This window comes from uncultured Thiocystis sp. (genome assembly GCF_903866365.1).
Taxonomy (GTDB): Bacteria; Pseudomonadota; Gammaproteobacteria; order Chromatiales; family Chromatiaceae; genus Chromatium.
This window is the reverse complement of record NZ_CAIPNF010000056.1, coordinates 17,085-30,772: the sequence shown is the minus strand read 5'-3', so window position 1 is coordinate 30,772 and position 13,688 is coordinate 17,085. Positions and strand designations below refer to the sequence as shown.

The 13,688-nt window shown below is 61.5% G+C and carries 11 protein-coding genes; 2 read left to right on the top strand and 9 right to left on the bottom strand.

Translation table 11 applies throughout. The features are described from left to right. The first annotated feature begins 203 nt into the window (after positions 1-203). The gene (locus QZY07_RS03505; RefSeq protein WP_295399776.1) at positions 204-1,709 is read left to right on the top strand and encodes a hypothetical protein; all 1,506 of its coding nucleotides are present in this window, start codon (positions 204-206) and stop codon (positions 1,707-1,709) included. Positions 1,710-1,784: 75 nt separating this feature from the next. Here the strand turns inward: QZY07_RS03505 and QZY07_RS03500 are convergent, their stop codons facing one another. The 5 genes from QZY07_RS03500 to QZY07_RS03480 all read right to left on the bottom strand — a co-directional run bounded on the left by QZY07_RS03500 (position 1,785) and on the right by QZY07_RS03480 (position 7,268). Continuing rightward, complete coding sequence (locus QZY07_RS03500) at positions 1,785-2,189, bottom strand: SUF system Fe-S cluster assembly protein (protein ID WP_295399774.1); 405 nt, start codon at positions 2,187-2,189, stop codon at positions 1,785-1,787. Positions 2,190-2,266: 77 nt separating this feature from the next. Then, the gene (sufD, locus tag QZY07_RS03495; RefSeq protein ID WP_295399772.1) at positions 2,267-3,592 is read right to left on the bottom strand and encodes a Fe-S cluster assembly protein SufD; all 1,326 of its coding nucleotides are present in this window, start codon (positions 3,590-3,592) and stop codon (positions 2,267-2,269) included. Next, positions 3,589-4,344 (bottom strand): Fe-S cluster assembly ATPase SufC, encoded by a 756-nt coding sequence (gene sufC / locus QZY07_RS03490; RefSeq protein WP_295399770.1) that lies wholly within the window; start codon positions 4,342-4,344, stop codon positions 3,589-3,591. Before sufC ends, sufD begins: the two co-directional genes overlap by 4 nt. 280 nt (positions 4,345-4,624) lie before the next feature. Next, positions 4,625-6,070: a Fe-S cluster assembly protein SufB gene (gene sufB / locus QZY07_RS03485; RefSeq protein ID WP_295399768.1), complete on the bottom strand. Its 1,446-nt coding sequence runs from the start codon at positions 6,068-6,070 to the stop codon at positions 4,625-4,627. Between the two features lie 928 nt (positions 6,071-6,998). After that, positions 6,999-7,268, bottom strand: coding sequence for a hypothetical protein (locus QZY07_RS03480; protein WP_295399766.1), 270 nt, complete (start codon positions 7,266-7,268; stop codon positions 6,999-7,001). A 165-nt stretch (positions 7,269-7,433) separates the two neighbouring features. Between QZY07_RS03480 and QZY07_RS03475 the strand changes: the two genes are divergently transcribed. Beyond that, a complete protein-coding gene (locus QZY07_RS03475) occupies positions 7,434-10,283 on the top strand; it encodes a UvrD-helicase domain-containing protein (RefSeq protein WP_295399764.1) in 2,850 nt (949 codons plus the stop codon). Here the strand turns inward: QZY07_RS03475 and QZY07_RS03470 are convergent. The 4 genes from QZY07_RS03470 to QZY07_RS03455 all read right to left on the bottom strand — a co-directional run bounded on the left by QZY07_RS03470 (position 10,280) and on the right by QZY07_RS03455 (position 13,593). Beyond that, positions 10,280-11,056 carry a VOC family protein gene (locus QZY07_RS03470; protein ID WP_295399763.1) on the bottom strand — a complete coding sequence of 259 codons (777 nt, stop codon included), beginning with the start codon at positions 11,054-11,056 and terminating at the stop codon, positions 10,280-10,282. The genes QZY07_RS03475 and QZY07_RS03470 overlap by 4 nt on opposite strands. A 10-nt stretch (positions 11,057-11,066) precedes the next feature. Beyond that, positions 11,067-11,681, bottom strand: coding sequence for a hypothetical protein (locus QZY07_RS03465; protein ID WP_295399761.1), 615 nt, complete (start codon positions 11,679-11,681; stop codon positions 11,067-11,069). Between the two features lie 59 nt (positions 11,682-11,740). Beyond that, positions 11,741-13,084, bottom strand: a complete 1,344-nt coding sequence (locus QZY07_RS03460; protein WP_295399759.1) for a hypothetical protein — start codon at positions 13,082-13,084, stop codon at positions 11,741-11,743. Positions 13,085-13,167: 83 nt separating this feature from the next. Then, on the bottom strand, positions 13,168-13,593 hold the full coding sequence (locus QZY07_RS03455) for an FxsA family protein (RefSeq protein WP_295399757.1): 426 nt from the start codon (positions 13,591-13,593) through the stop codon (positions 13,168-13,170). Between the last annotated feature and the right edge of the window lie 95 nt (positions 13,594-13,688).

Here is a 13,688-nt window from a genome sequence, read left to right as displayed (position 1 = left end):
TGACTCAGCATCTCCACCGGTTTGGGCGCTACGATCTAGATCTGGACAAGCGGCCACCAGAACTGATCTACGATCTCTGGGCATGAAAGCCGACGCCTTGTGGCCCCAAAATGAAGGAATCGTTGTCGTACCCCGATCTGGTCAAAGCGAAGTGGCAGGAGACGACCGCCCGACTGGACGCCGAGGTCGCGACCGAGGAAGCCTTGTTTGCCGCCAAGGGCAAGACATTCCCGAAGCTGCTGCAACAGCGCCGCGAGCAGGTGGCGTGGATGCAGGCCACGGAAATCTGCGTGGTGGTGTCGCAGGAGCAAGGCGAGGTGGCCGATTTCGCCAAATGGAAAAATTTCCGCGACGAGCCGCTGGATATCGTGCCGCATCGCGAGAAGATGGTGAAGCGCGATCTGGAACAGGATTTCAAGAAGGCCGAGCATCCGTTCCGCATCGCCATCGTCTGCGCCATGTGGCTAACCGGCTTCGACGTGAAATGCCTGGCCACGCTGTATCTCGACAAGCCGATGCGAGGCCATACGCTGATGCAGGCCATTGCCCGCGTGAACCGCGTTGGCGGCGGCAAGAAGCATGGCCTGATCATCGACTACAACGGCATGCTCAAAAGTCTGCGGCGGGCACTCGCCACGTTTGCACAGGGCGACCGGGCTGGTACCGGCAAGGGTGAAGGCGAGCAGGACACGGTGCGGGACGATGCCGAAGCGCTGGCGGAATATGCCGAAAGCCTGAAACAGGCGCGGGACTATCTGGCGGGTCTGGGTTTCGATCTGGGCGCGCTGGTGGCCGCCAAGGGCTTCGACAAGCAAAGTCGGATACTGACTGCCGTCAACCTGTTGTGCGAGAGCGATGAGCGTCGCAAGACGTATCATGTGATTGTCGAGGACATCCGGGCGCGGCATCGCGGATTATTTCCACACCCAGGTTTGTTCGATTTCGATGGCGATGAGAGCGCCATCGTGGCGATCGACAACACGCTACAGGATGCGCGTGAAACGCCGGATGTCAGTGAATTGCTGCAATCCCTCTACGAGGTGGTCGATACCGCTCTCACGACAGAAGGGAAGGCACCGTACAGTGTTAAGGAGGGGATCGATGGGGGCGCCCGCTATGATCTGTCCAACATCGACTTTGCCCGTTTGCGTGCCGAGTTCGAGCGCACACCGTTCAAGAACGTGGTCACCCTGAATCTCAAGGAAAAGATCGAGGTGCGCCTGGCGATGATGGTGGCGCGCAACCCTTCACGGGTTGATCTGTACGAGCGTTATCAGGAGATCGTCCAGGCATACAACAAAGACAAGGACAACGTCGAGATCCAGAAAGTCTTCGATCAGTTGAACACCTTCAACAGCTCGTTGAACGAGGAAGAAAAACGCTACTTGCGCGAAGGTCTGGACAACGAAGATCAACTGGCCGTTTTCGACCTGCTGCAAAAAGCGTCGCTGACCAAAGAGGACCGCGATGCGATCAAGAAGGTCTCCAGGGAACTACTGGAAACGCTGACCAGCGGGAAGTTGCGGATCGACCGCTGGCGGGAAAAGGCGACGGCGCAAGCGCAGGTGAAAGCCGACATCATCAAACACCTGTTTACCCATCTGCCGCCGCACCGCTACGACGCCGAGGAAATCAACCTGAAGGCTGGCGCCGTGTTCGCGCACCTCTTCACCGCCGGGTTGAGCGAAGGCGCGAGGGTGTATCGCTGATGGCCACGAAGAACAACACACCCACTTGGCGCGTCGTCAAGGCCAAACTGGCTGACATCGCGAGCACCGCCAAATTCACATCAACCCAAGCTGCAACCGCGCCTCGTCGCTCATGTTTTCCTGGCCCCAGGGCGGATCCCAGACCAGCTCGACCCGAACCTCTCCAACCCCATCGACCCTGGCGACGGCGTCCCTGACCATGATCGGCATCATGCCAGCGACCGGACAGGCCGGCGCGGTCAGGGTCATGTCGATGTCCACATCACCGTTGGGAGCGATGCCGATGGTATAGATCAGGCCCAGGTCGTAGATGTTGACCGGAATCTCCGGATCATGGACGTTGCGCAGGGCCGCGACAATCGGCTCGCGCAGTTCTTCCGCCTCCATGTGCTCGACGGCGACATCGCGATCCAGGACCGCCGTGTCTCCCTGTTCCTCGTCATGCTTGCCGAAACCAGCGAAGCGGGCCAGTCTGTTCATAGCGACCTCTCGACAATCTTCATGGCCGACCGTTAATCCAAGTTCATATTCGATCCAAGTTCACCATCGACCCGAACTCAATTCAGGGGAGCGGATTCCAATCGCTGACCGACCTGCTCCGAGACATGCTCGCGCAGCGCCTCCGCGCTCAGGGTCTGGATGATCTCGCCGGCAAATCCCAAACAGAGCATGCGTCGGGCCAGGGGCGCCGAAATCCCGCGCGAGCGCAGATAAAACAGCATCTCCGGTTCGATCCGCCCGACCGTGGTGCCGTGGCTGCATTTGACATCGTCGGCGTTGATCTCCAACTGCGGCTTGGTGTCGACCTCGGCGCTCTCGGAGAGCATCAGGTTGCGGTTGGACATGGCCGCGTCCGACTTCTGGGCGTCCCGAGCGACCGAGACGAGCCCGTCGAACACTGCCCGCCCCTTGCCGTAGAGGATGCCCTTGAAGTTCTCCCGGCTGGTGCAGCGGGGGACCGAGTGGGCAACATCAAGGTGATAATCCATGAGCTGCCGGTCGCCGGCCAGATACAGACCCTGAAGATCGCATTCGGCCTGCTCGCCGCGAAAGCGCGTCACCAGTTCGGTCCGCGCCCAACGCGCACCCAGACCGATGTTCACGCCCCGATAGCGACTGTTGGCGTCCTGACTGAGATAGAGCCCGGTGAGATGGAAAGCATTGGCGCTCTCCATCTGGATGCGATCATGCTGGAGGACGGCATCGCGGCCGAGCGAGATCTCCAGCACGGAATTGGTGCAGTAGAGCGACTCGCCGAGGCTCACATAGCGTTCGATCAGGGTCGCCTGGGCGCCATCGCCGAGCACGATCAGATGACGCGGCTGGGCGACCCGGGGTTCGTCCATCCCGACCGACAGATGAATCAGCTCGATCGGCCGCTCCAGCATGACCGCGCGGTCGAACAGGGCCACGAAACCGTCGTCGAGTCCCGCCGTGTTGAGCGCCAGAAACAGCGGTTGTCGATCGCCCGCGATCCGATTGAGACGCTCGCGCAAGGCATCGGGATCCGCATCGAGCAGGGCGCGCAAACCGCCGAGTCGAACCCCCTTGGGGAGATCGCCGAGCACGGACAGTTCGGGGGCATAACGCCCGTTGACCAGGACGACGCGATGGCTGTCGAGGCCAGGGATCAGAATCTCTTCCAGGTCGTCCGGCTGAAGCGCGGTGATGGACTCGTCGACCTGCGCGAAGCCCTGCTCCAGCAGCCCTTTCAGACTGGTATAGCGCCAGTCTTCTGTCTTGGACGTGGGCACGCTCTGCGCGCGGACTTGCTCCTGGGCGACGCGGCGCTGGTCGTCCAGCCAGTCCGGTCCAACGCCGGCGGGACGCTCCGGCGCGGCGGACAGCCAGCTCTCGAAGCCGTTGGGGAGGACGCCGTTCATGCCGCCTGTCCCTCCGCGTCGATCCAGCCGTAGCCTTTCTCTTCCAGTTCGAGCGCCAACTCCTTGCCGCCAGAGCGAATGATCCGGCCCTTCGACAGGACATGGACGACATCCGGCTGGATGTAATCGAGCAGACGCTGATAATGGGTGACCACGATCATCGAGCGTTCCGGGCTGCGCAGCGCGTTCACGCCGTCGGCAACCACCCGCAGCGCATCGATATCCAGACCCGAATCGGTCTCGTCGAGGATGGCCAGTTTGGGTTCCAACAGGGCCATCTGGAAGATCTCGTTGCGCTTTTTCTCGCCGCCCGAGAAGCCGGCGTTGACGGCCCGTTTCAGCAGCGAGTCGTCGAGATGCAGGATCTTCAGCTTCTCCTTGATCAGGCGCAGAAAGGAAACTGCGTCCAGCTCGGGTTCGCCGCGCGCCTTCAGAATGCTGTTGAGCGCGGCCTTGAGGAAATAGGTGTTGTTGACGCCTGGGAGTTCGACCGGATACTGGAAGGCGAGAAAGAGCCCCAATTGGGCGCGTTCTTCCGGTTCCAGCGTCAGCAGATCCTGACCCTCGAAGGTCGCGGAACCGGCGGTCACCTCATAACCTTCACGACCGGACAAGACATGGGCGAAGGTGCTCTTGCCCGAACCATTGGGGCCCATGATGGCATGCACTTCACCGGGTCCGACCGAAAAATCCAAGCCTCTCAGGATCTCTTTTCCACCCACATTGGCCCTCAGGCCCTTGACAGCTAACATCACGTACTCCGAATTGATATCTGGGTGATGGGCAGTTGGCAGTTGGCAACTTGACCTGACACTTAAAGGTGATTTCCGAGAAACATCATTCCCATTCCCTCGCTGATCGGGGCGCGACTCGTGTCGTCGGGGAATGGACAGGATTAACAGGATGTTTCAAGATGAACAGGATTTTATAAAAAATTGTTTTCATTGCTTTTAATCCTGAAAAATCCTGTTAATCCTGTCCATTGACGGCATCTCAACGGGTTTGAGTTTTTCCGGAAAACGCCTAACTACCTCAACCGACCGCCCCTTCCAGACTGATGCTCAGAAGCTTCTGTGCCTCCACGGCAAACTCCATCGGCAGCTCGTTGAAGACCTCCTTGCAGAAGCCGTTGACGATCATCGAGACCGCATCTTCCTCGGTCAGCCCGCGCGAGCGGCAGTAAAAAAGCTGGTCGTCGCTGATCTTCGAGGTGGTCGCCTCGTGCTCCATGTTCGCCGAAGGGTGTTTGACTTCGATATAAGGGAAGGTATTGGCGCTGCAACGGTCGCCGATCAGCAGCGAATCGCACTGGGTGTGGTTGCGCGCCCCTTCCGCGCGCGGACCGATGCGCACCAGACCGCGATAGGTCTGTGTGCCCTCGCCCGCCGAGATGCCCTTGGAGACGATGGTGGAGCTGGTGTTCTTCCCGATATGGATCATCTTGGTGCCGGTGTCGGCCTGCTGGCGTCCCTTGGTCACGGCCACCGAATAGAACTCGCCGACCGAGCCGTCGCCCCGCAGCAGACAACTGGGATATTTCCAGGTGATGGCCGAACCGGTCTCGACCTGAGTCCAGGAGATCTTCGAGCGCGCGCCCCGACAGTCGCCGCGTTTGGTCACGAAGTTGTAGATCCCGCCCTTGCCCTGCGCGTCGCCCGGATACCAGTTCTGGACGGTCGAATATTTGATCTCGGCGTCCTCCATCGCGATGAGTTCGACGACGGCGGCGTGAAGCTGATTCTCGTCGCGCTGAGGCGCTGTGCAACCTTCCAGATAACTCACGTAACTGCCCGCCTCGGCGACGATCAGGGTGCGCTCGAACTGGCCGGTATTGCGGGCGTTGATGCGAAAATAGGTGCTCAACTCCATCGGGCAGCGCACACCCTTAGGGACATAAACGAAGGTGCCGTCACTGTAAACGGCGGCATTCAGACCCGCGTAATAATTGTCGGTATGAGGCACGACCGATCCCAAATGCTGCTGGATCAGCTCGGGATAGTCGTGCACCGCCTCCGAGATCGAGCAGAAGATCACGCCGGCCTCGGCCAGCGATTTGCGGAAGGTGGTCGCGACCGAGACGCTATCGAAGACCGCGTCGACCGCGATCCCCGCCAGCGCCTTTTGCTCCTCCAGGGGAATCCCGAGCTTGTTGTAGGTGTCGAGCAGGATCGGATCGATCTCGTCCAGGCTTTTGGGCATATCCTCGGGCCGTTTGGGCGCCGAAAAATAGGAGATCGACTGGAAATCGATCTTCGGATAGTAGACGGCGGCCCAGGCGGGTTCCCGCATGGTCAGCCAGTGCCGATACGCCTTCAGGCGCCATTCGGTCATGAATTCCGGTTCGCCCTTGCGTGCCGAGATGGCGCGCACGACGCCCTCGTCGAGACCGGGCGGGAACGTCTCGGACGCAATGTCAGTCGTGAATCCGTGTTCGTATTCGGACCCGACGATGTCGTCGACGGCTTGGGCTGAGGTCATCGCTGCTGGCTCCGTTTTCTTGAGCTTATTACTTGGTTTTTAATATACGCCCATGCCCGCATGAATCAATCCCCCACCGGCTTGATGGACGCACTTGCTGGCGGCAGAGTCGAGGGTTCTCGGAACGCTTCCGCAGATGAACCGCTACCAGCGGATCGCCGTTGGCGATCTTCTAGGCGCTTTCCGGAAAACGACTTACCCATCGATTGGAAGTATTGATTCTGTTAGAAACTTTCCCGGATCCCGCACGCAACAATGCCGCCGATTCCGGATACGGCTGCATGATCAGCGGTGGATTATATTCTTTCCTAGACTTGCTTCTCAAAACTTTGGCGGGGATCGCGCTCCGCGCGCGGTGCCGTCGGCGATCCGTCGAAAATGGCGCGACCGGAGGCATTGACGCCTCCGGTCGCGGGAGTGGCGATGGCTGCGTCCGCGTTCGGAACTATTTCTGACTTTCCTTCTTGGCCTTTTTCTCGGCCTTCTTCTCCTTCATGGTTTTGATCGGTTGTTTCTTCTCTTCCTTCTTTTTGTCTTCGCCTTTACTCATCGCAATCCTCCGGTTGAAACCTCCCCCTTCCGGGGGATAATGCGCAAGGGAGAGGTTAACCCTCTACCGTGCAGTGTCGCCCGGCGCCGCCGGGCGCGGCTTGAAACATGCGCGAACGCTCCGAACGAATGCGCGCGTTCGCGAGCAATTGCCCCCTGAATCGCGAGGCTGTCCGTCTGCCGCCCCGTGCGGCGGGGCGCCCGCCAGAACATACTATAGCGTTGATCTTCGCGTTTAACAGACTGTCTTAGCGGCATCCAGACCGCGAGCGAGACAGGGAGCTGTGATAGAGTTCCCACGCGATTCCCGATGGAGAAACCACCGATGTCACTCTCGCTCACTGCTGCACGCCCCTTTGCGTTTTTGTTCGCGACGGTCTTATTTCTCGCCTTGACCGGTTGCCAACCGCCTTTTGTCAAACAAGAGGCGAGCCAGCCCACGGGCAATCGGGATCCGGCCTGCGTCGCCCGCTGCGACCTGGCGCAAAGCCAGTGCGAACAGCGTCAACGCTTGCGCGAAGCGCAATGCCAGCAGGATTTTCAGCAAATCAGCGCCGATCATCTCGCCTGTGTTGCCACCAGGGGTCGCCCCTGCCAGCAACCCGTCACCTGCCTGGGCGTAGATCTGCGCATTTGCAAGACCCAGCACGAGGAATGCCTCCTGGCCTGCGGATTGCGTCTCCCATCGCCGGTCGGTCCCGCGCCACGGACCGATGGACCCCTGCCCCGGCCGGTCCCCGACCCAGCCGCCGAACCGGCCCAGGCAGCAGTGCCCAGCAACCCTGATCGCGTCTAACCGCCGCATCGTCTCCGCATGAAGATCCTCGTCTATCATGGCCTCGATACCCGCGCCATCCCCGGCTACGACAAACTGACCGGCTATCTTGCCGCCGATGACTTTCGCTCCGCCGAGGTCAAGAAGATCGGCGAGAATCTTTACCGGGCGCGGCTCGACCGCAGCAACCGGCTGCTGTTCTCGCTCTATCGTCACGGCGACGAACGCTATGCGCTGCTGCTGGAATTCGTTCACCAGCATGCCTACGAGAAATCGCGGTTCCTGGCGCGCGGGGCCGCCATCGACGAGGACAAGATCCCCAACGTGACCGCCGGGGTGGCGGATCAGGCCCCGCAACTGCCGTACTTGAACCCCCAGTCGCACCGCTTTCATCTGCTCGACAAGGTACTCTCGTTCGACGACGACCAGGAGGAAATCTATCGTCAGTCGCCCCCCTTGATCGTGATCGGCTCGGCCGGCAGCGGTAAGACCGCGCTGACGCTGGAAAAGATGAAGGAGGCCGTGGGCGACATCCTCTATGTCACCCGCTCGCCCTTCCTCGTCCACAACGCCCGCGAACTCTATTACAGCCACGGCTACGACAACCCGGATCAGAATCTCGATTTTCTCTCCTTCCGCGAGTATCTGGAGAGCATCCAGGTACCGAGCGGCCGCGAGATCACGCCCTCCGCCTTCGACGCCTGGGCCGGACGCCAGAAGCTCCACCGCGAACTGAAAGACACCCACCGGCTGTTCGAGGAATTCCAGGGCGCCATCACCGGTGCCGACGAACAGTGCGCCTGCCTCAGCCGCGCTGAGTACGTCGCGCTCGGGGTGCGTCAGTCGATCTACGGCCCCGAACTGCGCGAGGCGGTCTACGATCAGTTCGAGCGCTACCGACAGTTTCTCGACGACCAGGGCTGGTTCGATGCCAACCTCGTCAGTCACGCCTGGCTGGACAAGGTCACGCCCCGCTACGATTTCGTCGTGGTCGACGAGGTCCAGGATCTGACCAACGTCCAGTTGCTGCTGATCCTGCGCGCCCTGCGCGACCCGCGCGCCTTCCTGCTGTGCGGCGATTCCAACCAGATCGTCCATCCCAATTTCTTCTCCTGGTCGAAGGTCAAGACGCTGTTCTGGCGCGAACAGGCCGAGGGCGCCCCGGCGGAGCTGATCCGCATCCTCAACGCCAATTTCCGCAACTCGCCGCAGGTCACCGAGATCGCCAACCGGCTGCTGCACATCAAGCACGCGCGCTTCGGTTCGGTCGACAAGGAGAGCAATTATCTGGTGCGCAGTTGCGGCCCGACCCTGGGCCGGATCGGACTGTTGCAGGACAGCGAGGCGATCAAGCGCGACCTGGACCGGCGCACCGCCGAGTCGGCGCGTTTCGCCATCCTGGTGCTGCACCCGGAACAAAAGGCCGAGGTGCGGCGCTTCTTTCGCACCCCGTTGGTCTTCTCCATCCACGAGGCCAAGGGGCTGGAATATGAAAACGTCCTGCTTTACGGCTTCATCTCGGGCGAGGAAAAACGCTATCGCGACATCGCCGGCGACCTGACCGAGGCCGATCTGCAGGGCGAGCTGCGCTTCGCGCGCGGTCGCGACAAGGGCGACAAATCGCTCGAAATCTACAAGTTCTATATCAACGCGCTCTATGTCGCGGTCACCCGCGCGGTGAAAAATCTCTATCTGATCGAGCCGCGTCCACAACAGCCCATCCTGACCCTGCTCGGACTGACCGAGGCGCATGCGGGCGTGGACGCGGTCGAGGAACAGCGTTCCAGTCTCGAAGACTGGCGCCGCGAGGCGCACCGACTGGAGCTTCAGGGCAAGGCCGAGCAGGCCGCCGAGATCCGCGAGCAGATCCTCAAACAGAAAACGGTACCCTGGACCGTGCTACGCGGCCCGGCGCTCGCCGAACTGGAAGACAAGGCGCTGGTCAAGGGCGAGAAAAAGGCCGGCATCGCGCTGATGGAATATGCCCTGGTCTACCGCGACCAGCGCTGGCTGAACGCGCTCATCAAGACCGACTTCAAGGCCGCCAAGCACCCCGACAAGGCGCATGTCCTGCTCGACAAGCAGCACTATCTGGCCTATGGACTCAAGAATCCCGCGGGGGTGCTGCGCGAGGTCGACAAATACGGCGTGGACTTCCGCAACGTCTTCGATCAGACCCCGTTGATGATCGCCAGCCGGGTCGGCAACGCCGAACTGACTGAGGCGCTGCTCGATCTGGGCGCCGACACCGGCCTGGTCGACGGCAACGGACTCAACGCCTTCCAGATCAGTCTGGAGCGCGCCTGCGCGGACGCCCGCTACGCCCGCACCAAACTGCCGGCGGTGTTCGAGCGCCTCGCCCCCGCCAGCCTCGATGTCCAGGTCGACGGACGTCTGGTCAAGCTCGACCGGCACCTGATGGAATATCTGATGCTTAGCATCGCCCTGGTGCTCTTCTATCAACGCCTGGGCCAGAAATGGGCGGATCGTGGCGAGTTGCTCACCGCGATCGACTTCGAGGAGACCCTGGGGCATTTTCCCGACTCTCTGGTCCCGGAACGTCGCAAGAAACGCCCCTATATTTCCTCGATCCTGTCCAAGAATGAGGTCAGCCGCGAAGGCCCCTACAATCGCAAGCTGTTCCGGCGGGTGCGCCGTGGCAGCTATCTGATCAATCCGCAACTGGCGCTGCGGGTGGAAGGCGAATGGCGACGGGTTTACGCGCTGCTGCAACCCGAGCGACTGGCGCGCGAGTTCCTGGAGCCTCAGACCTACGGCAATTTCAGATGGGATCCGAACGACCGCAAGGCTGAAGCCATCGCCACGCTGCGTCGGATGCTCCGCGAGATGACCGATGAAAACAGCGTCTCTGACGATCCTGGAGTCTAATCAGCAAACTGAATCACCGCAAAAATCGCGCCCTGCGGATCGCCCAGAAAGGCAAACCGCCCCACGCCCTCGACCTGCATCGGCTCCATCACGAGACTGCCCCCAAGCTTTTGCGTCTCGGCGACGACCCAGTCGCAATCGGCGACCCCGAAATAGGTTGACCAGTTCGGCGGCATCGGCCCCCAACGCTTGTCCAGTTCCAGCATCCCGCCGACCTCCTGGCCGGCAAGTTCGAAAATGAAATAGTTGACGTCGGCCAATTGACCGCTGGGCCGGGCGGTCCAGCCAAAAAGCCCCTGATAAAAGGCCGCGGCCGCCGCGGTGTCGCGGGTCTGAAGTTCGCACCAACTGCGCCCGCCCACCATGTTATCGATCTCGGCGCCGCAGTGTTTGCGCGGCTCCCACAGGCCGATCACGGCCTTGGTCGGATCCTGGACGAAGCACATGCGCCCCGTCTCCATCACGTCCACGACCGGCATGACCACCCGACCGCCAAGCTGTTCCGCCCGCTCGGCGCTGGCCTGCGCGTCGGACACGGCCACATAGGCGGCCCAATAGGGAAAGGCGCCCTGCTCCGGCGCCATTTCGTAGAGCGCACAGGCGAGTTTGCCGCCGCTGAACAGATGCGTGTAAGGAATCTCGTAGTCGGTCGCGATATCCCGCGCGGTCCAGCCAAAAATGGCGCTGTAAAACGCCTTGGCCGAATCGGGCGCGTTGGTCGCCAGATCGACCCAGCAGAAGGTTCCTGGTGAGTAAGTCGTCATCTCGCCCATGGTATCGTCCTCATTGTTCCTGGAGATCGTCGTGATTCTTCGAGCGGCGACGCGGCAGAATGTGCGTCGACGGTTCGACCTCGATCGCGCGGTAGGCGCGCTCCTCGGCGGCCAGCCGCTTGGCATTGATCATTTTTTCCTGACGCACCCGCACCGTATAGCCCAGCGCGGCCCCGCCGGCGGCGGTCAGCGTGATCAGACCCAGGGTCATGAATTGCGCCACCATCATGGCCACGCCCAGACCGACCGTCCCCCCGACCACCACCCCGGTCTTCAGGCTCATGCCCGCCGAGGCGCGTTTGCGCGCCTTGGCCGCGAGACGTTCGTTGGAGCGGCCATCCTTGGCGCGCTGCTGCTCGGCCTTGACGCGGATCTTTTCGCGCTCCTTGGAAAAGCGCTCGCTGAGACGCGAAACCGCGCGATGCCGGTCCGCATAGACGATGGTGTTGAACCAAAACGCCACCAGCACCCCGATCGCGCCGCCGAGCAGGGCAAATAGCGGCCAGGTCACCGACCAATCGGTCTTGATCGCGGTATAGACCAGAAGCAGGGTGACGCCCTGCAAGAGCAGGATGCCAATCAGAAACCGGATAAAACTGCCGAGACTGTCGGGAATGATGTTCATGACTGGCTCAGATCGCCTCCTTCTGGCGCTCGATTGCCGGGCCGGACTGGCCTGGGTGCTTAGGTGAGGGATGGCGCGCGAATCACCGGGTTTCCCTTGGGCGCTTCGGCGAAACGCCCAATCATAAAGACCCAGGCGCTTTGGATTTTTGTCTTGAGATCCGACGTGAAGACTGGCTTTATCGGAAGTTCGAGCAAGCGGTCTCGGATCAGGAGTAGACTCTCGACCCGCCCGCTCGCTTCGGGCGGAATGGGACGATCATAGGCATCGACGATGCCATAGAGGTATTCGGCCCCAATCGTGGACAGATCCGCCACCAGCCTGGGCGCGTCCTGGCCGGTTGGCGTAAAGCGCGGCTCCAGGGTCGAAATCAGAAAGGGTCCGGCACCGGTGTCCAGAGTTGCCGCCAATGGCGCCTGCCCTTCCTGCCGCAGGGATTGCCCGAGATGGCGGCGCATATGTTCCGACAGATCGACGGCGACCTGCTCGACCAGGGGACGCCCTAAATTCTCGGCGCTGATCGGCACCAGAAAGGCCGGCGTTTCGGGGTTTGGACCCGCATTGTCTTCATCCGAAGTGGTGACATAGGTCTCGATCACCCGGAAGAGTTCACGATAACGCGCGGCGTCGCTCTCGGAGGCGTGGGCGAACCCGCGTCCGAGGAGGACAAAGGTATAGATCCCATAACCGGGGATGGCGTCCTCGTAGAGCCGATTCAGCGCCATCGCGCTATCGAGCCGGGAGAAGTCGCCGGTGGACGGGAAATAGAGCATCCCGTAGGCCAGCACCTCCTCGCGCTGCGGGTCGGACTCCGTCATGCTGGAATAACGGGTAAGCCCTGCCTTTGCCGCGGATTGGATTTTGCGCGCGGCGCCGGGACCATGGATGGAACGGGCGCGCGCGACGATTGGATCGCGGCTGCCCGGCCCTCCCCGCGCCACCATTTCAGTCAGGATATCGGCCAGCGTTCCGCAATTGCCGAGCAGCAACGCCTCGGTGCCGGTGGCTGGATCCACTCCCGAAAAATAGAGATCGGCGACCAGGGAGCGCAAAAAATTGCGATCGCTGACCGCGCGCGACTGGCCGCAGGCGCTCGCCACTTCCTGACGGAGCCGCAGCGGATCCTGACTATAGAGGTTGGAGACCGCGCCAGCGTAGCCTGGCATATCGGCTATTGCAGCGGATCGATCACCGCCGGGCAGGACGCTGGGTGCCTCCGGCAGAGGCATGGGGAATCGCCTCGCCAGGCTTTCGCGAACGTCGTCCACCACGGCGTTCTCCGTGGCAACCGGTTGCAAGGTGCCGCAGCCAGCCAGCAGCAGGAACAGGCCCGGCAACAGCCAGCGCGAAACCGCGAACGCAACCGGCAGCGCACGCCATGGCCGTGCGACGAAACAGGACACGGATGATCGATGCGAGCGCTTCAAGGTTCCAGGATCTCAAACGGCAGTCTCAGATGACAGGCATCATAGCGGATCGCGCGGCGCTAATCATCGCGTCGATAATCCCCCTCGATGATGCGCGGATGCTCGCCCCGCCCCCCGGGCGGCTGGCGAGACACCGGAACCTGATCGATAAAACGGCCGATGAGCCAGCCCCGCAACGGCGGGATCAACAGCAGAAACCCGATGCTGTCGGTGAGAAACCCAGGCAGCAGCAGAAAAAAGCCGGCTATCAGCAAGAGTGCGCCATCCAGCATCGCGAGCGCGGGCGCCTCGCCCCGATCCAGCATCTCGCGCACGCGCAGAAGCACGCTGAAGCCCTGATGACGCACCAGCAGGGTGCCGATGACCGCGGTCAGAATCGCGAGCCCGATGGTGGGCAGCGCGCCAATTTCGGAGCCGACCTGGATCAGAAAATAGATCTCGATCAGCGGCAGACCGATCAGAACGACGAGAAAAAAAAGCACCATGACGTTCTCCAGGGAAATAAGCCGCAACCGGCGTCGCGTCGCGCGAATCGGCGCCGATGGACCCAAGAATACAGACTATGCCAAACCGGAACCAT

Bases quoted from the DNA above. Each gene is read 5' to 3' on its own strand.
- sufC (WP_295399770.1), bottom strand. From the start codon at position 4,344: ATGTTAGCTGTCAAGGGCCTGAGGGCCAATGTGGGTGGAAAAGAGATC.
- QZY07_RS03470 (WP_295399763.1), bottom strand. From the start codon at position 11,056: ATGGGCGAGATGACGACTTACTCACCAGGAACCTTCTGCTGGGTCGAT.
- sufD (WP_295399772.1), bottom strand. From the start codon at position 3,592: ATGAACGGCGTCCTCCCCAACGGCTTCGAGAGCTGGCTGTCCGCCGCG.
- QZY07_RS03500 (WP_295399774.1), bottom strand. From the start codon at position 2,189: ATGAACAGACTGGCCCGCTTCGCTGGTTTCGGCAAGCATGACGAGGAA.
- QZY07_RS03465 (WP_295399761.1), bottom strand. From the start codon at position 11,681: ATGAACATCATTCCCGACAGTCTCGGCAGTTTTATCCGGTTTCTGATT.
- sufB (WP_295399768.1), bottom strand. From the start codon at position 6,070: ATGACCTCAGCCCAAGCCGTCGACGACATCGTCGGGTCCGAATACGAA.
- QZY07_RS03455 (WP_295399757.1), bottom strand. From the start codon at position 13,593: ATGGTGCTTTTTTTTCTCGTCGTTCTGATCGGTCTGCCGCTGATCGAG.
- QZY07_RS03475 (WP_295399764.1), top strand. From the start codon at position 7,434: ATGAAGATCCTCGTCTATCATGGCCTCGATACCCGCGCCATCCCCGGC.